Consider the following 23,612-nt stretch of genomic DNA (forward strand, 5'->3'; position numbering starts at 1 on the left):
CTTCGGCGAGTTCGGCAGCACCAACAAGCTGAAGATCACCGCCCTGGGCGCCAGCACGTCGTTCGATGACGTGGGCGTGTCGGGTCAGTACAGCCAGTACAAGCAAGGCGCCACCACCCTGAAGGTGTGGAACCTCGGCGCCACGGTCAAGCTGGGCAATGGCAAGCTGATCGGGTCCTACGGCAACGCCAGCGGCGCGGCCAACCGCGACGCCACGCTCTTGGCTGTGGGTTACGACCACAGCCTGTCCAAGCGCACCACGCTGTACACCACCTACGGCAACATCAACAACAAGGGCACGTCGACCTTCAGTCTCTTGGGTGCCACGGGTGCCTCCCTGCCGTCGGCCGGCGGCAACTCGCGCGGTTACGAGTTCGGCGTTCGCCACAACTTCTGATCGTCGGGCGCCCTCCAGGCGAACCGCACAAAGGCGCCCTCGGGCGCCTTTGTTGTTTTTTGCTGGCGGTGTTCGCGGCGGTCATCCGCCACCGCTTCGGAACGGGGTCAGAGCCACCCTGGCGTTATCGGGCGACCCTTGCATGCCCTTTGTGCATGAGGTCTTGGGTTCGCCCTGCTTGCGGGCGGGGGCCGGCTTGGGGATGATGCGCGGCTTTTGTCGGCGCTGAATCGAGACGATATGTGGGTGTTTGTGTTGCGCCGCTTGGGCCAAGCCCTGGTGGTGATGGGGGTGGTGGCCCTGATTGCCTTCTCCCTGTTCCAGTTCGTGGGCGATCCGGTCGACAACATGCTGGGGCAAGAGGCCACGCCCGAGCAGCGTGAGGCTTTGCGGCGCGACCTCGGCCTGGACCGCAGCGTGGTGTTGCAGTTCGCCACCTTTGTGGGCAACGCCGTTCAGGGGGAGTTCGGCCTGTCCTTGCGCCAGCAGCGCAAGGTGTCCACGCTGATCGCCGAGGCCTTCCCCGCCACCATGGAACTGGCTCTGGCCGCCGCCTTGATTGCCGTGGTGCTGGGCATTCCGCTCGGGGTCTACACGGCCCTGCGGCGCGGCAAGCCCTTGGCGCAACTCATCATGGCGGGCTCGTTGGTGGGGGTGGCTTTGCCCACCTTCCTGATCGGCATCATGCTCATCATGGTGTTCGCAGTCGAGCTTCAGTGGTTGCCGAGCAATGGCCGCGGCGAGGTGTTGCAGTTGGGCTTTTGGACCACCGGCTTGCACCGCTGGGAAAGTGCTCGCTACCTGATCTTGCCGGCCATCACCTTGTCGTTGTTCCAGTTGGCCTTGATCGTGCGTTTGGTGCGCTCGGAGATGCTCGAAGTGCTGCGCACCGACTACATCAAATTCGCGCGGGCGCGGGGCCTGCCGGAGCGGGTGGTGCACTTCAAGCACGCTCTGCGCAACACCTTGGTGCCGGTACTCACCATCACGGGCCTGCAACTGGGCTCGCTCATCGCCTTCGCCATCATCACCGAGACGGTGTTCCAGTGGCCGGGCATGGGCCTGCTGTTCATCCAGGCGGTGCAGTTCGCTGACATCCCCGTGATGGCGGCTTACCTGAGCCTGATCTCCCTCATCTTCGTGACCATCAACTTGCTGGTGGACGTGCTCTACGTGGCCGTGGACCCGCGCCTGCGCGTGGACGGCCGTGCTGCCGGCCACTGACCGAATGCCCAACATGACGACGACGATGCAATCGCCCAGCGCTTGGCAGCGGTTTTGGGGCGGTGACGTGATGTATGCCTTCCGCCGCTCGCCGGTGGCCATGGGTTCCTTCCTGACCGTGCTGCTGTGCGTGCTGGTGGCGGTGTTGGCGCCTTGGGTGGCTCCGCACAACCCGCAGGACTTGGCCAGCTTGAACCTGATGGATGCGCAACTGCCCCCTGCCTGGATGGCCGAGGGTCGCAGCACCTTTTTGCTGGGCACCGATGGCTACGGACGCGACATCTTGTCGGCGTTGTTCTACGGCGCGCGCGTCTCCCTCATGGTGGGCTTGGGCGCGGTGCTGTTGTCGACGCTCATCGGCGTGAGCCTGGGCCTGCTGGCGGGCTTTTATGGCGGCCGCTTGGATGCCACCCTCATGCGCTTGTGCGACGTGATGCTGTCGTTCCCGGCCATCTTGGTGGCCCTGTTGATCAATGGCGTGGGGCGGGCCCTGTTCCCGAACGCAAGCGACAGCCTGGCTTACGGGGTGCTGATCTTGGCCATCGCCCTCAGCGGGTGGGTTCAGTACGCCCGCACGGTACGCGGCTCGACCCTGGTGGAACGCAACAAAGAGTACGTGCAAGCGGCGCGCGTGGTGGGTGTGGCGCCCTTGCGCATCATGCGCCGGCATGTGCTGCCCAACGTGCTCGGGCCGGTTTTGGTCTTGGCGACCATCCAGGTGGCGTCGGCCATCATCACCGAGGCCACGCTCAGCTTTCTGGGCGTGGGTGTGCCGCCCACCAATCCGTCACTGGGCACCTTGATCCGCATCGGCAACGAGTTCTTGTTCGCTGGGCAGTGGTGGATCACCCTGTTCCCGGGGCTGATGCTGGTGACCATTTCCCTGTCCGTCAACCTGCTGGGCGACTGGCTGCGCGATGCGCTCAACCCCCGACTGCGCTGATCGATGACCGTGCTGACTGCTGCTTCCCGTTTGAGCACCGAGCCTTTGCTCTCGGTGCGCGATTTGTGCGTCGAGTTCCCCACCCGCCATGGCGTGTTGCACGCGCTCGATCGCGTTTCCTTCGACATCGCGCCCGGCGAGATCCTGGGCGTGGTGGGCGAGTCGGGCGCCGGAAAATCCCTCACCGGCGCCGCCCTGATCGGCCTGTTGGAGCCTCCGGGCCGCGTGAGCGGGGGCGAGATCTGGTTTGAAGGTCGCCGCATCGACGACCTGTCGCCTGAAGCTATGCGCAGTCTGCGGGGGCGCAAGATCGGGGCCATCTTCCAAGACCCTCTGACCTCGCTGAACCCCCTGTTCACCGTGGGCCAGCAACTCACCGAGACGATTCGCGCACACCTGCCCCTGGATGCCCGCGAGGCCCGTGCGCGCGCCATCGACTTGTTGCGCCAAACCGGCATTCCAGCGCCCGAAGCGCGCATCGACCAGTACCCGCACCAGTTCAGCGGCGGCATGCGGCAACGTGTGGTGATCGCCCTGGCCCTGGCGGCCGAGCCCAAGCTCATCGTCGCCGACGAACCGACCACGGCCTTGGATGTGTCCATCCAAGCCCAGATCATCGGGTTGCTCAAACGAGTCTGCCGCGAGCACGGTGCGGCGGTGATGCTGGTCACCCACGACATGGGCGTCATTGCCGAAACCTGCGACCGCGTGGCGGTGATGTACGCCGGACGTGTGGTGGAGATCGGCCCGGTGGACCAGGTCATCAACTGCCCGGCGCACCCCTACACCATCGGCTTGATGGCCTCCATTCCCTCCATGAGCGACGAGCGCGAACGCTTGCAGCAAATCGATGGCGCCATGCCTCGCCTCAATGCCATGCCCAGCGGCTGTGCCTTCCACCCCCGCTGCCCTCAGGCGGGGCCCCGCTGCTCGCGCGAAGTGCCGGTGTTGATGGACGTGGCCAGCACCCGGGCCGCGTGCTGGGTTCACGCCGCCCAGGGGGTGTCGGCATGAGCGCCACGCCAGCTTTCATCCAAGCGCGCGACTTGGTCATGCGCTTCGACGTATCGCCGCCCTGGCTCAATCGCGTCTTGCAGGGCCAGCCGCGGCAGTTCGTCCACGCCGTGGACGGCCTGAGCTTCGATTTGCCCCGAGGTCAAACGCTGGCGCTGGTGGGCGAGAGCGGTTGCGGCAAGAGCACGGTGGCGCGCATGCTGGTGGGCCTGTACCGCCCCACGGCCGGGGATGTGGTGTTCGAGGGGCGCAGCACCCGGGAATGGTTTGCTGCCGCCGATGCACCGTCCTTGCGTCGCCGCTTGCAGATGATCTTCCAGGACCCCTACGCCAGCCTGAACCCCCGCTGGAAGGTGGCCGACATCGTGGCCGAGCCGCTGCACGAGCACCGCATCGCCACCACGCCTGCCGAGGCGGTCGATCGCGTGGGCGCCTTGCTCAGCCAAGTGGGCTTGAACCCGGCCGATGCGGCCAAGTTCCCCCACCAGTTCAGCGGCGGTCAGCGCCAACGCATCTCCATCGCTCGGGCCCTGGCTTCGGCCCCCGAGTTCCTGGTCTGCGACGAGCCCACCAGCGCGCTGGACGTGTCGGTGCAGGCTCAGGTGCTGAACCTGATGCGCGATCTGCAACAGCAGCACGGACTGACCTACTTGTTCATCAGTCACAACCTGGCCGTCGTGAGGCACATGGCCGATCAGGTGGGTGTGATGTACCTCGGTCGCCTCGTTGAGCAGGCCGACACGCGCCAGCTCTTTGCCCAGCCGCGTCACCCTTACACGCGCATGCTGCTGGATGCCATCCCTGACGTGCGGCTCACCGGTCGTCAGCGCGTGGCGGTGCAGGGCGAAGTGCCCAACCCTTTGAGTCCGCCCAGCGGTTGCAGCTTCCATCCCCGCTGCCCGCTGGCCAACGACCGCTGCCGTGCCGAGCGGCCAGCACTCCAAACGTTCCAGGGCGTCCGCGTGGCCTGCCACGCGGTGGAGGAGGGGCGCGGCTGAGCTGGCTTCAACGCGCCAGCGAGGCCGGCGGCGGGGGCAGTTTCAGTGGCCCTTTTTGGCCGCAGCCGCTCAAGGCCAACACGCCGGACAGGGCCATCACGGTGAGCCCCAGGCGCCACCAGCGCCCGACTTCTACACTGCGGTTTGCTTTCATGCCCCGCAGTGTAGAGACGCCATGTCTGCCCCGAATGCCTTGAGCGACCGCGAATACCGCGACCTGAGTGACGCCCTGCTGCGCCGGCTTGAGGCCCAGGCCGACGCATGGTTGCAGGACGACGTGATCGACATCGACGCTCAGCGCACCGGGGGTCTGCTCGAGTTCACCTTCCCCGATCGCAGCAAGATCGTGGTCAACACCCAGCCGCCCCTGCACGAAGTTTGGCTGGCCAGCAAAGCGGGTGGCTATCACTTTGCCTGGCGCGACGGCGCTTGGCGTGACACCAAGACGGGCGAGTCCTTCGACGCGGTGTTCAACCAGCAAGCCAGCCGCCAAGCCGGCCGGGGGCTGAGCATCAACGCTTGAACAGGTCCAGGATGCCCTTCTTCTCCTCCTCGGAGGCGGGCTTGGGCGCGCGGGTTTCGTCGTCGGACGTCAGGGCCGACACGCCGGCTTTGCCCGCGTACTCGTCGAAGTAGACCTCGCCGTTCACCATCAGCACGCCCTCTGGGGGTTCGATCGGGGCCGTCGGCGTGTTGCGGAGCGCGTACTGCATGAAGTCGATCCACACCGGCAGGGCCAGGCCCCCGCCGGTTTCGCGGCTGCCCAGTTTGCGCGGCTGGTCGTAGCCAATCCACACCACCGCCACGAGGCTCGGCTGGTAGCCGGCGAACCAGGCGTCGATCGAGTCGTTGGTGGTGCCCGTTTTCCCGTACAGGTCTGCTCGCTTGAGGGCGGCCTGCGCCTTGGCGGCCGTCCCACTTCGCGTCACCTCCTGCAGCAAACTCGACATCACGAAGGCGTTGCGGGCATCGAGCGTGCGGTTGTCGTCGCTGAGCACCGGCGGTTGGGCGCGGAACAGCTCGCGGCCTTTGTCGTCGGCGATGCGCTGGATCAGCGTCGATGGCAGGTAATGCCCCCCGTTGGCAAAGACGGCGTAGCCTTCGGCCATTTGCAGCGGGGTCACCGAGCCAGCGCCCAGGGCCATCGTCAGGTAGGCCGGGTGCTTGTCGGCCGCAAAGCCAAAGCGGGTCAGCCATTCTTGGGCGGGCTGCACACCCACCGCACGCAGCACGCGGATCGACACCATGTTCTTCGACTTGGCCAGCGCCGTTCGCAGCGTCATGGGCCCATCGAACTTGCCGTCGTAATTCTTGGGCTCCCAAGGGCGGCTGCCGGTGACGCCGGCATCGAAGAACAGCGGCGCGTCGTTCACCATCGTCGACGGGGTGAAGCCTCGCTCCAGGGCGGCCGAGTAAATGAAGGGCTTGAAGCTCGACCCCGGCTGCCGCCAGGCCTGCGTCACGTGGTTGAACTTGTTCTTGTTGAAGTCGAACCCCCCCACCATGGCTCGAATCGCGCCCGTGGCTGGCTCCATCGCCACCAAGGCGCCTTCGACTTCGGGCACTTGCGTGATGGCCCATTGGCCCTTGGCGTCCGGCACCAAGCGAATCACACTGCCGCGGCGGATGCGCACCTTGGGGTCGGCCCGCTCGGCCAGCCCCGAGCGCACGGCGCTCAAGCCCTCGCCCGTGACGGTGATGGTTTCGCCGTTTTGCGGCAAGGCAAGCACTTGGCGGGGCGACGCCTGCAACACCACTGCGGCCACCAACTCGCCATTGGGTGGGTAGTCCGCCAGCGCCTCAGCCACACGGGCATCCACCGCGTTGTCGTCGGCCGGGAGGTCGACATAGGCTTCCGGCCCGCGGTAGAGCTGCCGGCGCTCGTAGTCCAGCAGGCCGCGCCGCAGGGCTTGGTAGGCCACCTTTTGTTCGTCCAGCCGCACCGACAGGGTGACGTGCAGGCCGCGCGTGTAGGCCTCTTCGCCGTACCGCGAGACGATCAACTGCCGCGCGGCCTCGGCGGCATAGTCCGCCCCATGGCCACCGCTCACGCCGCGGCGAATCTTCAGTTGCTCGGCCTTGGCTTCTCGGTGTTCGGCCGCCGAGATGAAGCCCGCCTCCAGCATGCGGTCGATGATGTATTGCTGCCGAATGCGTGCCCGCCTTGGGTTCGTGATCGGGTTGTAGGCGGAAGGCGCCTTGGGCAGCCCCGCCAGCATGGCGGCTTCCGCGATGGACACGTCCTTCAGCGGCTTGCCGAAGTACACCTCGCTGGCTGCCGCGAAGCCGTAGGCTCGGTGCCCCAGGAAGATCTGGTTCATGTAAACCTCGAGAATCTTGCGCTTGGAGAGTGCCGCTTCAATTCGCAAGGCCAGCAGAATCTCGTAGATCTTCCGACTTAGGGTTTTCTCGGAGCTGAGGTAGAAATTCCGGGCCACTTGCATCGTGATGGTCGATGCGCCTTGGCTTCGGGATTCCGTCAAATTGGCCAGACCCGCGCGCAGTACCCCGACATAGTCCACGCCTCCGTGTTGGTAGAAACGCGAATCCTCGATGGCCAGCACGGCGTTCTGCATGACCAGAGGAATGTCGTCGATGGGCAGGTGCTGCCGCCGCTCTTCGCCGAACTCGGCCAGCAGCTGGCCCTCGGCGGACCAAACTCTGAGCGGTTGTCTGGGGCGGTACTCCGTCAAGCCCGACACATCAGGCAGGTTGGGGTAGGCGCTGGTGAGAACGATGGCCAGGACCAGCATGCCCGCGGCCCCCAGGGCCAGCGGGGTTCCCAGGAGCCACCAGACCCATCGGCCAACCGTGCGCCGAGGCGGCGTGGTGGCGTTGGCGGCGTGGCTGTGCGTTCGGGTCATGCGGATTTCAAGCTGACCGCATTATAGAAACCGGGCCGCTCTCCTCATGGCAAACCATGAGTGTGGCGCGAACACGTCGTTACATCTTGCGGTTCGACGACCACGACTGCACGATTCCAATGCTCCTTTGCGTGGCAAAGTGCAAAGCGCACAAAGGCTTTACTGCTAGCATGCAAGTAAGTTCTTAAGTCATTGGCCTTCGAGGCTTATGGGGATGACATGGGGTTTCTGGATGGTTTGATGGGGCGCAAGCGCCCACCCCTGTTGGGGCTCGACCTCAGTTCCACCAGCGTCAAGCTGGTGGAGTTGGGTCAAAACAAGGCCGGCGAATATGTTGTCGAGCGGTTTGCCTCCGAGCCCTTCCAGCGTGGCTGGATCACGGACGGCAACATCGAGAAGTTCGACGAAGTCGTCGACGCCGTGCGCAAGGTCGTCACGCGCAGCGGAACACGCACCCGCCAGGTGGTGATGGGCATGCCCACATCGGCCGTGATCACCAAGCGCATCATGCTGCCGGCGGGGCTCCGTGAAGATGAAATGGATGTGCAGGTCGAGGCCGAGGCCAATCAGTACATCCCCTTTTCTCTCGACGAGGTGCAACTCGACTACTGCGTGATCGGCCCCAGCACCACCTCGGTGGGCGATGTGGAAGTGCTGATTGCGGCATCCCGCAAAGACAAGGTCCAAGACCGCCAAGGCGTGGCCGAGGCTGCGGGTCTCAAGCCGGTCATTTTGGACATCGATTCGCACGCCGCGCGCATGGCCATGGGTCGGCTCATCGCCACATTGCCCAACGAAGGGCAGGACGCGCTGGTGGCTCTCTTCGAGATCGGCGCCGAATCCACCAGCCTGAAGGTTCTGAAAGACGACGAGCAACTCTACGAACGAGATCAGGCTTTTGGCGGCGCTCAATTGACGCAACTCATCGCGAGGCAGTACGGCTTGTCGTTTGAAGAGGCCGAACAGAAGAAGCTCAGCGGCGAGCTGCCCGAAGACTACGCAACCGCTGTACTGGAGCCCTTCGTCGACACGCTGTCCCAAGAAATCGGACGGGCCCTGCAGTATTTCTTCACCAGCACGCCCCACCACAAGGTGCACTACGTGATGCTGGCGGGTGGGACTGCCACCTTGCAGGGGTTGAAGGAGCGCGTCACCGACTTGACCGGCTTCACGTGCTCGATCGTCAACCCCTTCGACAACATGGTCCCGGGCGGTGGCGTTCGAGAGGGGCGGTTTCAACGTGAAGCGGCTTCGTACCTCACCGCTTGTGGGCTGGCCATGCGGAGGTTTTTCGAATGATTTTGATCAACCTGCTCCCCTACCGCGAGGAGCGCCGCAAGCGGCGGAAACAGGCGTTCGTCGCCGGGGTGCTGTTTTCTGCGCTGCTGGGCGCGGCATTGGTGGCCTTTGGATGGCTCTTGCTGCAGCAGCAAATTGACAGCCAGCGGCAGCGCAACGAGTTCTTGACGCGAGAAAACGCCAAGCTGGACGACGAGATCAAGAGCATCGCCTCCTTGCGTCAAGAGATCGACGACTTGGTTCGGCGCCAAAAGGCGGTCGAGGCGCTGCAAGGGGAGCGCAACCTGCCGGTCAACATGCTCAACGAGCTCGTGCGGTTGGCCCCGGAGGGGGTTTACCTCTCGTCGGTGAAGCAACTCGACAAGAGCGTCCAGGTGTCAGGTTTGGCGCAATCCCAGGAGCGGGTGTCGGAGTTCTTGCGCATCGCGTCCCGGGAATCTGAGTGGTTGATCGACCCGCGGTTGGAAGAAATCAAGCTGGCCAACATCAGTGCCGCGTCCGGCAATCGCGATGCGGCCAAGCGTTTGTTCGATTTCTCCATCAAGCTCAAGGTCAAGTCCTTGGCGCCTGAGCCGGGTCCCAACAAGACGCCTGCGCCGAACGCTGCGAAAGGCTGACATGGCAGACAAATCAACTTTTGACCTGCAGGCTTGGCTGGCGGATGCCGGCAGCCAGTTCCAGGGGCTCAACACGGCGGAGCCCGGACAGTGGCCATGGCTGCCCAAGCTCGTCACCTTCATCGTCGTGGCGGTGGCGGCGGTGGTGTTGGGCTGGTTCTTGCTGCTGACGGACTTTCAAGCCCAACTGGACGGTGAAGTCGGCAAGGAGCCGGCGCTGCGAGCCGACTACACCTCCAAGGTCGCCCTGGCGGCCAATCGCCCCGAGTTGGAGAAGCAGAAGAAGCAGGTCGAGGAGTACGTCATCCAACTCGAAAAGCAGTTGCCGAGCAAGGCCGAGATGGATGCACTCTTGTCGGACATCAACCAGGCGGGCATCGGGCGCGGGCTGCAGTTTGAGTACTTCCGACCTGGGGCTGAGGTCATTCAGGACTACTACGCTGAGCAGCCCATTGCTTTGAGGGTGAACGGCCGCTATCACGACTTCGGCACCTTTGCCGGCGACGTGGCCAACCTTTCGCGCATCGTCACCCTGCACAACTTTCAGATCGGTCAAGCCAACAACAAAGAGCCCGGTTTGCTGTTCCTCGAAACCACGGCGCGCACCTACCGCTATTTGGACGCAGCCGAAGTCGAAGAGCAAAAACGCGCCAAAGCCAAAGAGAAAGAAAAGGCCCAGGCAGGAGGCAAGAAATGATCATGCTTCGTGGCTCTCTCCTCGGCTTGACCGTGGTCTTGCTGGCCGGGTGCACCTCGAATTTGGACGAATTGCAGGCTTGGGCAGATGCCGAGCGCCGCGCGGCCAAGCCGTCGGTCAAGCCCATCGACGCCCCCAAGCGATTCGTGCCGCAGGCCTACGAGGCCGTGGCTGCGGTGGACCCCTTCAGCACCCAAAAATTGGTGGCGGCTGGGCGGCAAGATGCCGTTCAGCCCAATTCGCTGCTGACGGCAGAGTTGAACCGCCGTCGCGAGCCCCTGGAGGCGTTTCCGCTGGATGGGATGGCGATGGTGGGCAGCATGGCGCGCAAAGATGGCCGCTATGCCATCCTGAAAGTCGACAACCTGTTGCACTACGTGAAGCGAGGCGACTACATCGGCCAGAACTTCGGGCGCATCGTGAAGATCGAAGAGTCCGAATTGACACTTCGTGAAGTCGTCCAAGATTCGACGGGTGATTGGGTAGAGCGAATGAGCACGCTGCAACTCCAGGAGGCTGCGCGATGACTAAATTGCAGGAGAGCTTTGTGAAGCGAATCGGATGGGCGCTGACGGCAGCGCTGACTTTGACCCTCCCGGGATGGGCCTGGGCCCAAAACGCCATCCGCTCGATCCAGTCCGGGCAGCAGGCGGGCGTCGATGTGGTGCGCATCGAGTTCGACCAGCCTTTGCCGGCTGTGCCCAACGGCTTCACTGTGCAAAACCCGCCGCGCATCGCCCTGGACTTGAGCGGCGTGAGCAATGGACTCGGCCGGCAAGCGGTCGACATCAACCAGGGCAATTTGCGCTCGGCGGCGGTGGCTCAATCGGGCGAACGCACTCGCTTGGTGCTCAACCTGCGCTCGGCCACGGGCTACAAGGCGGAGTTGCAGGGCAAAGCCCTGGTCTTGGTGCTCGAACAACCTGGTGCTTCGGCCTCTTCGGAGCCGGTGCATTTCGCGCCCAGCCAGAACGCCGCGCCGATGGCCTTGCGTGACATTGACTTCCGTCGCGGCCAGGATGGATCTGGCCGGATCGTGGTCGCGCTGCCCAGTGCCCAAGTGGGGGTCGACATCCAACAGCAGGGGCGTTTCCTGATCGTGGATTTCCTGAAGTCCAGTTTGCCCGCCGACCTGCGCCGACGTTTCGATGTCACCGACTTTGGCACGCCCGTGCACTCGATGGTCGCCAGCCAGTCAGGCGATCGCGTTCGCTTGACCGTCGAACCGCGCGGCGAGTGGGAGCACAGCGCGTACCAAAGCGACAACCAGTTCGTGTTGGAAGTTCGGCCGCTGCGAGTCGATCCCAACAAGCTGACCCAAGGCCCCGGCTACAACGGCGAGAAGGTTTCGTTCAACTTCCAGAACATCGAAGTTCGCGCCCTGCTGCAAGTCATCGCCGACTTCACGCAGTTCAACGTCGTGACCAGCGACACCGTCACTGGCTCGATCACCTTGCGCTTGAAGGATGTCCCCTGGGACCAAGCCCTGGAAATCATCCTGCAAGCCAAGGGCCTGGGGCTGCGCAAGACCGGCAACGTCCTGTGGATCGCGCCGAAGGACGAGTTGGCCGCCAAAGAGAAGGCCGATCTCGAAGCCAAGGCCGCCGTGGCCTCTCTCGAGCCTCTCAAGACCCAAGCCTTCCAACTCAACTACGCCAAAGCCGAACAGATCAGCCAACTACTCTCGGGCTCGGGTGCCGGCGGCGCGAGCGCAGGCCAGGGTTCCTCCTCGGGCACACGGGTGCTTTCAGCCCGCGGCAATGTGGCCTTTGAGCAGCGCACCAACCAACTGTTCGTCACCGACATCCCCTCCAAATTGGAAGAGGTGCAAGCGCTCCTTCAGCGGGTGGACGTGCCAGTGCGCCAGGTGCTGATCGAGGCGCGAATCGTCGAAGCCGACGACCGGTTCGGTCGCACGCTGGGTGTCAAACTGGGCGGTTCCGACGCGCGCGGTCTGCGGGGTGGCATTCCCGGTTACAACGTGAGTGGCGGCAACTACCTGTCCTTCGGGGGCAACTACTCGGCCACGGGCTACCAAACGGGACAGTCGCCCCAGGTGGACTTCGGCAACACCCAATTCGTCAACCTGCCGGCCTCTGCGATCAACAGCGTCAACCCGGTGACGATCGCCGCGACCTTGTTCAGCGCCACCGCCAACCGGTTCCTGAACCTGGAGCTCTCGGCGCTCGAGGCGGATGGGCGCGGTAAAGTGGTGTCAAGCCCCCGCGTCGTCACGTCCGACCAGACCAAGGCTTTGGTGGAGCAGGGCGAGGAAATCCCCTACCAGCAAGCCACCAGCAGCGGCGCCACCTCGGTGACCTTCAAGAAGGCCGTCTTGAAGTTGGAGGTGACGCCCCAGATCACGCCCGAGGGCAGCGTCATCCTCGATGTGGACGTGAACAAAGACAGCCGCGGCATCCTGACGCCCCAGGGCTATGCCATCGACAACAAGCACGTTCGCACGCAAGTGCTCGTGGAAAACGGCGGTACCGTGGTCATCGGCGGCATCTTCACCGTGACGGAGAACGACAACGTCAACAAGGTGCCGGTCTTGGGCGACATCCCCTATGTCGGTGGACTGTTCCGCAACAAGTCGCGCAGCCAGAACAAGACTGAGTTGCTGGTGTTCCTGACCCCCAAAGTCATCAGCGACCGCGCAGCCATGCGCTGAAATCGAGAGGCAGCAATGATTTCCTGGATGAAGACCTTGAAGGCGCGCTCGCTGGCCGCCTTGCTGATGGCGGCGACCTTGGTTGCTTGTGGTGGTGGTGGTGGTTCTGCCGGAACGCCTTCCTTTCCGCCGGGTGGTGGCGGAGATGGCGGCGGTGGTCAAACCAAGCCAGCAGCCACTGTTTCGGTGGCCCTGTCCAGCGCCACGGTCACGGCGGCATCGCCTGCCACTGTTACGGTTACGGTGCTGAACCGCGCTGGGGCCGGCTTGCCAGGTAAGGTGGTTGTGTTTTCCAGCCCGCTGGGTCTTGGCAAGTTCAGTGCCCCCTCGGCTCTGACCAACGCCAACGGTGTGGCTACGGTGCAGTTGTCTCCTGTCAGCGCCACTGCCACTGGTGCTGACACCGTGGTGGCCAAGGTGGCCGTCGATGAAACGGAGTTCAGCGGGAATGCTGGTTTTCAGTTGACCGCCACCAACGTTACCTTGACGTCCTTCACATCCGACTTGGGCGGTGGTGCACTGAGCGCCTACGGCCAGACCGGTTTGACGGTGGTGTTGGGTAACACAACGGCCGGTGTGCCGGTTAATGTGGTGGTGACATCGAACTGCGTAAGCTTGGGCAAGGCGACACTGACTCCAGCCAGTGTCAGCACGTCCACGGGGCGTGCAGTGTTCACTTACCGGGACAATGGTTGCGGCGCCGCCGCTACTAGCGATGCCCTGCAGGCCTCGATCACGGGCACGACAGCGACGTCCAACCTGAACTTGAGCCTGACGCAGCCGGCGGTGTCGAGCATCGCATTCGTCTCGGCCTCGCCCGACACGATCTACCTCAAGGGCTCGGGCTACGTTGAGAACTCCACCGTGAAGTTCCGCGTTGTTGATGCCAACGGCAATGGTGTGCCGCAGCAGTCGGTATCTTTCGCGCCGACGACCTTGGCCGGTGGCCTACTGGTCGACGGACAATCCGGCACCTTCCAGAAGTTGACTGACACGAATGGCGAGGTCACGGTTCGCGTTAACGCAGGGACTGTGCCAACCCCGGTGCGCATCCGGGCTACCTTGGTGGGCAGTTCGATCTCAACCGTGTCCAGCAACCTGTCGATCGCCGTGGGTTTGCCGTCGCAGTTGAACTTCTCGCTGAGCCAAGGCACGATCAACATTGAAGGATACGACTACGACGGCACCGCGAACACCTACACGATCATCGCGTCCGACCGCCTGGGAAACCCGGTGCCGGAAGGCACTTCGGTCAACTTCGTTGCCGAAGGCGGCCAGATACAGGCCATCCGCCAGTCGACCGTTGTCAACGGATTGTCGACGATCACTGCCAACTACCTGAGCTCGGCACCCAAGCCACTGGATGGCCGCATCACGGTGCTGGCCTATGCGCTGGGTGAAAAGAGTTTCTTGGATGCCAACGGCAATAACGTTTACGACTCGGGCGAGGACTACCAAGACCTTGGCGACGTGTTCCTAGATCGCTTGTACAACTTCGGAGGTCGCGAAAAGGGCACGGCCTACGGTACGCCTACCAATCCCGGCCGTTTTGATCCAAGCACCGGCTTCAACGCCGCCGAAGATCAGGTCATTTCACTGGGTTATGCCGGATCGAGCGCCTGTGTCGCCTCGGCCTCTTCACTGCTGGACCTGTCCGTTTCCATCCCCGTCAAGCCTAGCACCTGCAGTGTGGGTTGGGGGCAAGCCTACGTGCGTCGCGCCACGGAAACCGTCCTGTCGCGTTCGACTCCGCGCATGCTGTACGGCACGAGCAGCCAAGTGATGGGAGGTGGCGTCCTGCAGGCGGCAAGCGCGGCCGGCTGCCCGCGCACCGTGAACCTGCGCCTCTTCTACGACGGCAGCGATACGCCCCAAACGATCGATTTCTACGTTGCGGGGAGCGGGGGCACTTTCTACAACACCGGTACGCAAGGCGCATTCAGCCTGATCGTGGCCGACAGCAACCCGGTCGCTTACAACCCAATGCCGGCCGGCACGATCGTGGCTGTCCAAGCGAGTTCGGGTCTTACGCCGACGCTGCTGGGGGGGTCGCCCGTGCCTAGCACGTCTTACCCGACGGGGCTGACCATCGGTTACAAGTTCGACGACACAACGACGACTGGCTCGATCACCGTCACCACGACTTCCCCGCGGGGTGTGGGGACGGTCGCAACCACCATCAATCTGGTGAAGGACGCCGCATCGGGAACCGTGGTGACTTGCCCGTGATCGTGGCCTTGGTGGGCTTGCCCGGTTCGGGCAAGTCCAGCGTGGCGCGGCAATTGGGGCGCGCCTGGGGCTGGCCGGTGGTGGACACCGACCAGCGCCTCGAATCCCGGATCGGGCAGTCGATTCGGGATTTTTTTTCGCAGCATGGCGAGGCGGCCTTTCGCGACCTCGAGGCCGAGGTGCTGACTGCCTCTCTGGCGGAGCCGGGCGCTTTCGTGCTATCCACGGGTGGCGGCATTGTGTTGCGGGAAGAGAACCGGCATGCCTTGAAGTCCCGCTCGCAGGTGTTCTACCTGCGCACCAGCGTGGAGGAATTGGTGAGCCGGCTGCGCAGCGACACCACGCGCCCCTTGCTGCAGGGGGTTGACCCGCGACAGAAACTGCGGGAGTTGATGGCCGTGCGCGATCCGCTGTACCGCAGCACGGCGCACTACGTGGTGGAAGCCCGCCGTCCCTCGGTGTCGGGCATGTCGCATTGGATCCAGATGCAGATGGAACTCGGTGGGCATTTGGTATGTGCCCCTGCGGTCGCCGACGGACAGAGCGCTCCATCGACCGCGACATCGGCAAACGCCGCCAGGCACGAAGCCTCGCCGCCTACACTCGGCGTGTGACTGATTCTGCTGTGAACGCGCTTGCCGTGGAGCGCTTCGACCCGGTGCCGCTGCCTGCCTTCCAACCCATCGCGAACACCACGCCCTTGTGGATCGAATTGGGAGATGCGCGCCGCTACCCCATCGAATTCGGCCCTTGGTCGGGCGCTAGCAGGCGGGGGGGGGCGGCCTTGATCGTCACGAATGAACGCGTGGGGCCACTGTACGCTCAGCGCCTTCGTGCCGCGGTGGTAGATCGGCATCGCACGGTGGCAGTGCGGGTGCTGCCGGATGGCGAGGCGCACAAGGACTGGGCCTCGGTGTCGGCCATCCTCGATGCCCTGGTGGAACTGGGTGCTGACCGCGGCAGCACCGTTTACGCGCTGGGGGGCGGTGTGATCGGCGACTTGGCGGGCTTTGCCGCGGCGTCGTATATGCGGGGCATCGACTTCGTTCAAGTGCCAACCACGCTGCTGGCCCAGGTCGATTCGTCCGTCGGCGGCAAGACCGGGTTCAACCATGCGCGAGGCAAGAACCTCATCGGGGCCTTCCACCAACCTAAAGCGGTTTGGATCGATTTGCAGACGCTAGCCACCCTGCCCGACCGTGAGTACCGAGCCGGATTGGCGGAGATGGTGAAGTACGGTCCCATTGCGGACCCGGCATTCTTCGAGTGGCTAGAGCGTGAGGTCGATGCTTTGAATGCGCGGGACCCGCTCGTCCTCTCAGTGGCGGTGCGCCGCAGTTGCCAAATCAAGGCAGCCGTGGTTGCAGCCGATGAGCACGAGGGCGGGATCCGCGCGGTGCTCAACTTGGGCCACACCTTTGGCCATGCCCTTGAAGCGGGGCTCGGCTACGGCGAGATCTTGCACGGTGAAGCGGTTGCTATGGGCATGGTGATAGCGGCGCAGGCCTCGATGGATGCGCTGGGCTGCGACTCCGTGGTATTGCGTCGGCTGAAAGGCCTGCTCGAGCGCTTGGGCTTGAACACTGTGGCCCCCGCGTTGTCTCCCGGTCGATTTATCGCACTGATGATGGGCGATAAGAAGAACCAAGGCGGTGCCATCCGCTATGTCTTGCTGGAAGGGATGGGGCGACCTGTGCTGGCCAGGCTCCCACATGCATTGGCCCTGCGGGCCATCGCCGCCCACAGCGTGGCCCCGTGAGTTGTTTGGCTCCGTGCGCGAGCGACTCGGCCAAGACCCGCGGCCGCAAGATCCATGAGCCACCCGCGTGGGACCGCGATGCTTTCCAGCGGGACCGCGACCGCATCGTTCACAGTTCGGCGTTTCGGCGCCTCGTTTACAAGACGCAGGTCTTTCTCAACCATGAAGGCGATTTGTTTCGCACCCGGCTGACGCACAGCTTGGAATTGGCTCAGTTGGCCCGCTCCATGGCGCGCAACCTGGGCTTGAACGAGGACCTCACCGAAGCCATCGCCTTGGCCCATGACCTGGGCCACACGCCTTTTGGGCACGCCGGGCAAACCGCCCTCAATCGCTGCATGGCCGCGCACGGTGGCTTTGAGCACAACCTGCAAAGCCTCCGAGTCGTCGATCGTTTGGAGCACCGTTACCCGGGCTTTGTCGGGCTGAACCTGTGCTTTGAGACGCGGGAGGGCATCCTGAAGCACTGCAGCGCGGTGCGGGCCCAGCAGTTGGAGGCCGAGGAGCCGCAGGGCGTAGCGTCGCGCTTTTTGCGTGGGGGCCAGCCCTCGCTGGAGGCCCAGTTGTGCAATCTGGCCGACGAAATCGCCTACAGCGCGCATGACGTTGACGATGGCGTGCGTTCGGGGTTGCTGTCGGTTGAGTTGATCCAAACACAGCCTTTGTTGGCGCGCATGTTGGCCGAAGCCGAGGCCGAGGGGGCCGACCCGCGTTTGACGCCGACGTCGCGCGTCTGGCTCTACACGGCGCTGCGTCGTTTGCTTCGCGAGTGCGCCATGGACCTCGTCATTCACACGCTGGAGCGACTGACAGAGCATGCGCCGATCGATGTCGACGCGGTGCGTGCCGGTCCACCCTTGGTCGCTTTCAGTCCGACGATGCGCGCTGAGTTGACGGCCTTGAAGCGCTTTTTGTTCAAGCACCTCTATCGCACCCCAGCGGTTGAGGCGCAGATGACCAAGGCGCAGCGCGTGGTGGAAGACCTGTTCCATCACTACCTTCACGAGGGTCTGCCCGAAGGGGCCCGCGAGGCTGAAACGCCCGAACGCGCCGTGGCCGACTACCTGGCCGGCATGACCGATCGATTCGCCCTGCGCGAGCACGCACGGATCACGGGTCAGCGTTGGTTCGATCCCGACTGACCCTTCGGCGCAGCGCCTTGCGCTGAAAATGGGGCCAGAGTCGCCGGCAGGGCCGGTGAAGGAGTCAGCGTGGCCCGTCAACCCCGTCTGGTGCTGCCCGGCGAAATGCATCACGTCTTGCAGCGTGGGCACAACCGCCAACCCATCTTCATGGACGACGCCGACCGTCGTCTCTACTTGGACCAACTGCGGGAGGCCACGCGCTTGCATGGCGTGCAGGTTCACGCCTACGTGCTCATGCCCAACCATGTGCATCTGCTGGCCACGCCTGCGGAACCGCAAAGCCTTGCGCGGGCCATGCAGACCCTGGGGCGACGTTACGTGGGGCCCTTCAACCAGCGCCACCAGCGCAGTGGCACGCTGTGGGAAGGGCGCTTTCGCACCGCCTTGGTGGAGACGCCAAGGCACTTTCTGGAAGCCCTGGTCTACGTCGAGCAGCACCCCGTGCGGGCTGGCTTGACCGAGCGCGCCTCCGACCATCCCTGGAGCAGTGCGCGCCACCATTTGGGCTTCCATCGGGATCCCCTCATCGCGGAGCACCGGGACTATTGGCTGTTGGGCAACACCCCGTTCGAGCGCGAGGCGCAGGTTCGGCGTGCGTTGGATCAGCCCCAGGCCGACGATTGGCTCGAGCGAATGGGGCGGCATGCCCACACCGGTTGGCCGTTGATGAGTCCAGAGGCCATGCACGCCTTGGCGCATGCGCAAGGGCGGGTGCTGGCGCCGCGGCCGCGAGGGCGGCCTGCGGTCGTTCCGGTCCAGCGGTCCAATGCAAGCCCCGATCCATGACTCTGTCCCCAATTTGTTAGCATCGACCTTGGTGTCCAAGCTCTAATTGACTCTGACCCCAATTGGTTTCCAGTCGGGTACAGCGGGAACGCTTGTAGGCTTCGGGCCCATCTGACGGCTGGGGTTTGAACGGTGGGCGCTCGCGCGACCGGAAGCCTCCAGCGGTTGCCGAAGGAGCCCCACCATGACCCCATCGCTTGACGCCACCACCCAACGCCCTGCAGACCTGACTGAACGTCAGACCCTGGCCGCGCACGGCTTGTACCGGCCTGACGCCGAAAAAGACGCCTGTGGCGTGGGCTTCGTGGCGCACATCAAAGGCCAACGAAGCCACGGCATCGTGGAGCAGGGCTTGAAGATCCTTGAAAACCTCGACCACCGCGGTGCGGTCGGCGCTGACAAGCTGATGGGCGACGGCGCGGGCATCTTGATCCAGCTGCCCGACGAGTTTTACCGCGCCGAGATGGCGACGCAGGGCGTGCACCTACCGCCGCCTGGCGAATACGGCGTGGGCATGATCTTCTTGCCCAAAGAACACGCCTCGCGCCTGGCTTGCATCCAAGAATTGGAGCGTGCCGTCAAGGCCGAGGGGCAGGTGGTGCTGGGCTGGCGCGACGTGCCGGTGGACCGCGACATGCCCATGTCGCCCACGGTGCGCGACAAGGAGCCGGTGCTCAAGCAAATCTTCATCGGCCGTGGCCCCGACGTCATCGTGCCCGACGCCCTGGAGCGCAAGCTGTACGTCATCCGCAAGACGGCCAGCTCTGCCATCCAAGCGCTGAAGCTGACGCACAGCCGCGAGTACTACGTGCCCAGCATGAGCTGCCGCACGGTGATCTACAAGGGCCTGCTGCTGGCCGACCAAGTCGGCACCTACTACAAGGACCTCCAAGACCCGCGCGTGGTCTCGGCCCTGGCGCTGGTGCACCAGCGCTTCTCGACCAACACTTTCCCCGAATGGCCCTTGGCCCACCCCTACCGGATGGTGGCGCACAACGGCGAGATCAACACCGTCAAGGGCAACTTCAACTGGATGCGCGCCCGCGAAGGCGTGATGAAGTCGCCCGTGCTGGGCGACGACCTGAAGAAGCTCTACCCCATCAGCATGGAGGGGCAGAGCGACACCGCGGTGTTCGACAACGCGCTGGAGCTGTTGGTGATGGCGGGCTACCCCTTGGCCCACGCCGCCATGATGATGATCCCCGAAGCCTGGGAGCAGCACGAGCTCATGGACGAGCGCCGCCGCGCCTTCTACGAGTACCACGCCGCCATGATGGAGCCCTGGGACGGCCCGGCGGCCATGGTGTTCACCGACGGCCGCCAGATCGGCGCCACCCTGGACCGCAACGGCCTGCGCCCGGCGCGCTACATCGTCACCGACGACGACCTGGTGGTGCTGGCCTCCGAGTCCGGCGTGTTGCCCATTCCCGAAAACAAGATCGTCAAGAAGTGGCGCCTGCAGCCGGGCAAGATGTTCCTGATCGACTTGGAGCAGGGCCGCATCGTCGAGGACGACGAACTCAAAGCCCAACTGGCCAGCAGCCGTCCCTACCGGCAGTGGATCGAGAACGTGCGCATCAAGCTCGACAGCATCGACGTGCCCGCCACCGGCCCTTCCGCCTTTGCTGACAGCTTGCTGGACCGCCAACAGGCCTTTGGCACCACGCAAGAAGACATCAAGTTCCTGCTCAGCCCCATGGCCACCAACGGCGAAGAGGGCATCGGCTCCATGGGCAACGACTCGCCCTTGGCCGTGTTGAGCGACAAGAACAAGCCGCTCTACAACTACTTCAAGCAGCTATTTGCGCAGGTCACGAACCCGCCGATCGACCCGATCCGCGAAGCCATCGTGATGTCGCTCAACAGCTTCATCGGCCCCAAGCCCAACCTGCTGGACATCAACGCCATCAACCCGCCGGTGCGCCTGGAGGTGGACCAGCCCGTGCTGGACTTCGCCGACATGCGCCGCCTGCGCGACATCGCGCAGCACACCCACGGCAAGTTCAAGAGCTACGAGCTGGACATTTGCTACCCGGTGGCCTGGGGCAAGGAAGGCATCGAGGCCAAGTTGGCCAGCCTGTGCGCCGAGGTGGTGGACGCCCAAAAGAGCGGCCACAACATCATCTTGATCACCGACCGTCACGCCAGCCGCGAGCAAGTGGCCATCCCGGCGCTCTTGGCGCTCTCGGCCATGCACCACCACCTGGTGCGCGAGGGCCTGCGCACGACGGTGGGCCTGGTGGTCGAGACCGCTTCGGCCCGCGAGGTGCATCACTTTGCGGTGCTCGCCGGCTACGGCGCCGAGGCCGTGCACCCCTACTTGGCGCTGGAGACCCTGGTCGCGCTGCACAAGGACCTGCCCGGTGACCTGAGCGCCGAGAAGGCGATCTACAACTACACCAAGGCCATCGGCAAGGGCCTGTCCAAGATCATGTCCAAGATGGGCGTGAGCACCTACATGTCCTACTGCGGCGCACAGCTGTTCGAAGCCGTGGGCCTGCAGAAAGACCTGGTGAGCAAGTACTTCCGCGGCACGCCCACCCAAGTGGGCGGCATCGGCATCTTCGAGGTGGCCGAAGAAGCCCTGCGCATGCACCGCGCCGCCTACGGCAACGACCCCGTGCTGGCCAACGCGCTGGACGCCGGTGGCGAATACGCCTGGCGCGTGCGCGGCGAAGAGCACATGTGGACGCCGGACGCCATCGCCAAGCTTCAGCACAGCACGCGGGCCAACAGCTTCGAGACCTACAAAGACTACGCGCAGATCATCAACGACCAGAGCCGCCGGCACATGACCCTGCGTGGCCTGTTCGAGTTCAAGTTCGACCCCAGCCAAGCCATCTCGCTGGACGAGGTGGAGCCCGCGGCCGAAATCGTCAAGCGCTTTGCCACGGGCGCCATGTCGCTGGGCTCCATCTCCACCGAGGCGCACTCCACGCTGGCCATTGCCATGAACCGCATCGGCGGCAAGAGCAACACCGGCGAGGGCGGCGAAGACCCGGCGCGCTACCGCAACGAGCTCAAGGGCATCACCATCGCCGACGGCACCAAGGTCAGCCAAGTCATCGGCTCCAAGGTGGTCGAGGCCGACTACACCTTGAAGGCCGGCGACAGCCTGCGCAGCAAGATCAAGCAGGTGGCCTCGGGCCGTTTTGGCGTGACCACCGAGTACCTGGTCAGCGCCGACCAGATCCAAATCAAGATGGCGCAAGGCGCCAAGCCGGGCGAGGGCGGTCAGCTGCCCGGCGGCAAGGTGTCGGAGTACATCGGCTTCCTGCGCTATTCGGTGCCGGGCGTGGGCCTCATCAGCCCGCCGCCGCACCACGACATCTATTCCATCGAAGACCTGGCGCAGCTCATCCACGACCTGAAGAACGTGAACCCACGCGCCGACATCAGCGTCAAGCTGGTGTCCGAAGTGGGCGTGGGCACCATCGCCGCGGGCGTGGCCAAGTGCAAGGCCGACCATGTGGTCATCGCCGGCCACGATGGCGGCACCGGCGCTTCGCCGTGGTCGTCCATCAAACACGCCGGCACGCCGTGGGAGTTGGGCCTGGCCGAGACGCAACAAACCTTGGTGCTGAACCGCCTGCGCAGCCGCATCCGCGTGCAGGTGGACGGTCAACTCAAGACCGGCCGCGACGTGGTCATCGGTGCGCTGCTGGGCGCCGACGAGTTCGGCTTTGCCACCGCGCCGCTGGTGGTGGCGGGCTGCATCATGATGCGCAAGTGCCACCTCAACACCTGCCCCGTGGGCGTGGCCACGCAAGACCCCGTGCTGCGCGCCAAGTTCACCGGCCAGCCCGAGCACGTCGTCAACTACTTCTTCTTCATCGCCGAAGAGGTGCGCGCACTGATGGCCCAGCTGGGGGTGCGCAAGTTCGACGACCTCATCGGCCGCGCCGACCTGCTCGACACCCGCAAGGGTGTCAGTCACTGGAAGGCCAAGGGCCTGGACTTTGGCCGCGTCTTCCACCTGCCCAACGTGCCGGCCGACGTGGCCCGTCGCCAGGTTGAAACCCAAGAGCACGGCCTGGAAAAGGCGCTGGACAACAAGCTGATCCAGCGTTGCCTGCCGGCCCTGGAGAAGGGCGAACGCGTGCAGTTCATGGAAGACGCCAAGAACCTCAACCGCTCCGTGGGCGCCATGCTCTCCGGCGAGTTGATCCGGCGCCGGCCCGAAGGACTGCCGGACCACACCATCTTCATGCAGATGGAAGGCCACGGTGGCCAGAGCTTCGGTGCCTTCTTGGCCGCTGGCATCACGCAGTACCTGATCGGCGACGCCAACGACTACGCGGGCAAGGGCCTGAGCGGCGGCCGCGTGGTGGTGCGCCCCAGCATCGACTTCCGCGGCGACGCCAGCAGCAACATCATCGTGGGCAACACGGCGCTGTACGGCGCCACCAGCGGTGAGGCCTTCTTCCGCGGCGTGGCTGGCGAGCGCTTTGCCGTGCGCCTGTCGGGCGCCACCACGGTGGTGGAAGGCACGGGCGACCACGGCTGCGAATACATGACCGGCGGCACGGTCGTCGTGCTGGGCAAGACGGGCCGCAACTTCGCGGCGGGCATGAGCGGTGGCGTGGCCTACGTGTACGACGAGGACGGCCAGTTCGCCAAGCGCTGCAACCCCAGCATGGTTGCCTTGGACAAGGTGCTGCCGCGTGAGGAGCAAGAAGCCAGCAGCGCCCCCGGCAGTTGGCACCGCGCCGGTCAGGGCCCCGAGGCCGACGAGGCCATCCTCAAGCGCTTGATCGAAGCGCACCACAAGTGGACGGGCTCGCTGCGCGCCCGCCAACTGCTGGACCACTGGGCCGACAGCCGCGCCAAGTTCGTCAAGGTCTTCCCCCACGAGTACAAGCGCGCCCTGTCGGAAATGGCCGCCAAGGCTGCCAGCGTCGAAGCCAGCGAAGCCGTGGCCAAAGCCGCCGGCAAGAGCAGCAAGACCCGCGCCCCCGCCAAGTAATCA

19 protein-coding genes are annotated in these 23,612 nt (G+C 64.5%); 17 read left to right on the forward strand and 2 right to left on the reverse strand.

Going from position 1 to position 23,612, the window contains the following annotated elements; translation table 11 throughout:
• The 5 genes from O9335_RS05950 to O9335_RS05970 form a co-directional block, all read left to right on the forward strand.
• Nucleotides 1-397: porin (locus O9335_RS05950; protein WP_298384997.1), on the forward strand; the 397-nt coding region annotated here is incomplete at its 5' end.
• 240 nt (nucleotides 398-637) lie between these two features.
• Nucleotides 638-1,621 carry an ABC transporter permease gene (locus O9335_RS05955; RefSeq protein WP_298385000.1) on the forward strand — a complete coding sequence of 328 codons (984 nt, stop codon included), beginning with the start codon at nucleotides 638-640 and terminating at the stop codon, nucleotides 1,619-1,621.
• 13 nt (nucleotides 1,622-1,634) lie between these two features.
• A complete protein-coding gene (locus tag O9335_RS05960; protein WP_298385003.1) occupies nucleotides 1,635-2,564 on the forward strand; it encodes an ABC transporter permease in 930 nt (309 codons plus the stop codon).
• Nucleotides 2,565-2,567: 3 nt separating this feature from the next.
• A complete protein-coding gene (locus O9335_RS05965; protein ID WP_298385009.1) occupies nucleotides 2,568-3,578 on the forward strand; it encodes an ABC transporter ATP-binding protein in 1,011 nt (336 codons plus the stop codon).
• Nucleotides 3,575-4,576 (forward strand): ABC transporter ATP-binding protein, encoded by a 1,002-nt coding sequence (locus tag O9335_RS05970; protein ID WP_298385011.1) that lies wholly within the window; start codon nucleotides 3,575-3,577, stop codon nucleotides 4,574-4,576. The genes O9335_RS05965 and O9335_RS05970 overlap by 4 nt, the downstream gene beginning before the upstream one ends.
• Nucleotides 4,577-4,583: 7 nt before the next feature.
• Here O9335_RS05970 and O9335_RS05975 read toward each other — a convergent pair whose 3' ends face one another.
• Nucleotides 4,584-4,730: a lipoprotein gene (locus O9335_RS05975; RefSeq protein ID WP_298385013.1), complete on the reverse strand. Its 147-nt coding sequence runs from the start codon at nucleotides 4,728-4,730 to the stop codon at nucleotides 4,584-4,586.
• Between the two features lie 21 nt (nucleotides 4,731-4,751).
• Between O9335_RS05975 and cyaY the strand changes: the two genes are divergently transcribed.
• Nucleotides 4,752-5,099, forward strand: coding sequence for an iron donor protein CyaY (cyaY, locus tag O9335_RS05980; RefSeq protein WP_298385016.1), 348 nt, complete (start codon nucleotides 4,752-4,754; stop codon nucleotides 5,097-5,099).
• Here cyaY and O9335_RS05985 read toward each other — a convergent pair.
• Nucleotides 5,089-7,329 carry a penicillin-binding protein 1A gene (locus tag O9335_RS05985; RefSeq protein ID WP_298385126.1) on the reverse strand — a complete coding sequence of 747 codons (2,241 nt, stop codon included), beginning with the start codon at nucleotides 7,327-7,329 and terminating at the stop codon, nucleotides 5,089-5,091. The two genes, cyaY and O9335_RS05985, sit on opposite strands and share 11 nt — an antisense overlap.
• A gap of 330 nt (nucleotides 7,330-7,659) precedes the next feature.
• Here O9335_RS05985 and O9335_RS05990 point away from each other — a divergent pair, with 330 nt between their 5' ends.
• The 11 genes from O9335_RS05990 (at nucleotide 7,660) to O9335_RS06040 (ending at nucleotide 23,609) form a co-directional block, all read left to right on the forward strand.
• A complete protein-coding gene (locus O9335_RS05990; RefSeq protein ID WP_298385019.1) occupies nucleotides 7,660-8,739 on the forward strand; it encodes a pilus assembly protein PilM in 1,080 nt (359 codons plus the stop codon).
• Nucleotides 8,736-9,356, forward strand: coding sequence for a PilN domain-containing protein (locus O9335_RS05995; RefSeq protein ID WP_298385022.1), 621 nt, complete (start codon nucleotides 8,736-8,738; stop codon nucleotides 9,354-9,356). Before O9335_RS05990 ends, O9335_RS05995 begins: the two co-directional genes overlap by 4 nt.
• Nucleotide 9,357: 1 nt before the next feature.
• A complete protein-coding gene (locus tag O9335_RS06000) occupies nucleotides 9,358-10,053 on the forward strand; it encodes a type 4a pilus biogenesis protein PilO (RefSeq protein ID WP_298385026.1) in 696 nt (231 codons plus the stop codon).
• Nucleotides 10,050-10,580: a pilus assembly protein PilP gene (locus O9335_RS06005; RefSeq protein ID WP_298385028.1), complete on the forward strand. Its 531-nt coding sequence runs from the start codon at nucleotides 10,050-10,052 to the stop codon at nucleotides 10,578-10,580. The genes O9335_RS06000 and O9335_RS06005 overlap by 4 nt, the downstream gene beginning before the upstream one ends.
• Nucleotides 10,577-12,724: a type IV pilus secretin PilQ gene (gene pilQ / locus O9335_RS06010; RefSeq protein ID WP_298385031.1), complete on the forward strand. Its 2,148-nt coding sequence runs from the start codon at nucleotides 10,577-10,579 to the stop codon at nucleotides 12,722-12,724. The genes O9335_RS06005 and pilQ overlap by 4 nt, the downstream gene beginning before the upstream one ends.
• A 27-nt stretch (nucleotides 12,725-12,751) precedes the next feature.
• A complete protein-coding gene (locus O9335_RS06015) occupies nucleotides 12,752-14,953 on the forward strand; it encodes an Ig-like domain-containing protein (RefSeq protein ID WP_298385034.1) in 2,202 nt (733 codons plus the stop codon).
• Nucleotides 14,950-15,567 (forward strand): shikimate kinase, encoded by a 618-nt coding sequence (locus tag O9335_RS06020; RefSeq protein ID WP_367185407.1) that lies wholly within the window; start codon nucleotides 14,950-14,952, stop codon nucleotides 15,565-15,567. The genes O9335_RS06015 and O9335_RS06020 overlap by 4 nt, the downstream gene beginning before the upstream one ends.
• An 11-nt stretch (nucleotides 15,568-15,578) precedes the next feature.
• Nucleotides 15,579-16,712: a 3-dehydroquinate synthase gene (gene aroB / locus O9335_RS06025; protein WP_298385040.1), complete on the forward strand. Its 1,134-nt coding sequence runs from the start codon at nucleotides 15,579-15,581 to the stop codon at nucleotides 16,710-16,712.
• Nucleotides 16,709-17,854 (forward strand): deoxyguanosinetriphosphate triphosphohydrolase, encoded by a 1,146-nt coding sequence (locus tag O9335_RS06030; RefSeq protein ID WP_298385044.1) that lies wholly within the window; start codon nucleotides 16,709-16,711, stop codon nucleotides 17,852-17,854. The genes aroB and O9335_RS06030 overlap by 4 nt, the downstream gene beginning before the upstream one ends.
• Nucleotides 17,855-17,923: 69 nt before the next feature.
• Nucleotides 17,924-18,643, forward strand: coding sequence for a transposase (locus O9335_RS06035; RefSeq protein WP_298385047.1), 720 nt, complete (start codon nucleotides 17,924-17,926; stop codon nucleotides 18,641-18,643).
• A 184-nt stretch (nucleotides 18,644-18,827) separates the two neighbouring features.
• Complete coding sequence (locus O9335_RS06040) at nucleotides 18,828-23,609, forward strand: glutamate synthase-related protein (protein ID WP_298385049.1); 4,782 nt, start codon at nucleotides 18,828-18,830, stop codon at nucleotides 23,607-23,609.
• The last annotated feature ends 3 nt before the right edge of the window (nucleotides 23,610-23,612 follow it).

Source organism: Inhella sp., from assembly GCF_027532025.1.
Taxonomy (GTDB): Bacteria; Pseudomonadota; Gammaproteobacteria; order Burkholderiales; family Burkholderiaceae_C; genus Inhella.

Bases quoted from the DNA above. Each gene is read 5' to 3' on its own strand.
- O9335_RS05970 (WP_298385011.1), top strand. From the start codon at position 3,575: ATGAGCGCCACGCCAGCTTTCATCCAAGCGCGCGACTTGGTCATGCGC.
- O9335_RS06040 (WP_298385049.1), top strand. From the start codon at position 18,828: ATGACCCCATCGCTTGACGCCACCACCCAACGCCCTGCAGACCTGACT.
- O9335_RS05975 (WP_298385013.1), bottom strand. From the start codon at position 4,730: ATGAAAGCAAACCGCAGTGTAGAAGTCGGGCGCTGGTGGCGCCTGGGG.
- pilQ (WP_298385031.1), top strand. From the start codon at position 10,577: ATGACTAAATTGCAGGAGAGCTTTGTGAAGCGAATCGGATGGGCGCTG.
- O9335_RS06000 (WP_298385026.1), top strand. From the start codon at position 9,358: ATGGCAGACAAATCAACTTTTGACCTGCAGGCTTGGCTGGCGGATGCC.
- O9335_RS05960 (WP_298385003.1), top strand. From the start codon at position 1,635: ATGACGACGACGATGCAATCGCCCAGCGCTTGGCAGCGGTTTTGGGGC.
- cyaY (WP_298385016.1), top strand. From the start codon at position 4,752: ATGTCTGCCCCGAATGCCTTGAGCGACCGCGAATACCGCGACCTGAGT.
- O9335_RS06005 (WP_298385028.1), top strand. From the start codon at position 10,050: ATGATCATGCTTCGTGGCTCTCTCCTCGGCTTGACCGTGGTCTTGCTG.
- O9335_RS05995 (WP_298385022.1), top strand. From the start codon at position 8,736: ATGATTTTGATCAACCTGCTCCCCTACCGCGAGGAGCGCCGCAAGCGG.
- O9335_RS05990 (WP_298385019.1), top strand. From the start codon at position 7,660: ATGGGGTTTCTGGATGGTTTGATGGGGCGCAAGCGCCCACCCCTGTTG.
- O9335_RS05985 (WP_298385126.1), bottom strand. From the start codon at position 7,329: ATGCTGGTCCTGGCCATCGTTCTCACCAGCGCCTACCCCAACCTGCCT.
- O9335_RS06015 (WP_298385034.1), top strand. From the start codon at position 12,752: ATGAAGACCTTGAAGGCGCGCTCGCTGGCCGCCTTGCTGATGGCGGCG.
- O9335_RS05965 (WP_298385009.1), top strand. From the start codon at position 2,568: ATGACCGTGCTGACTGCTGCTTCCCGTTTGAGCACCGAGCCTTTGCTC.
- O9335_RS05955 (WP_298385000.1), top strand. From the start codon at position 638: ATGTGGGTGTTTGTGTTGCGCCGCTTGGGCCAAGCCCTGGTGGTGATG.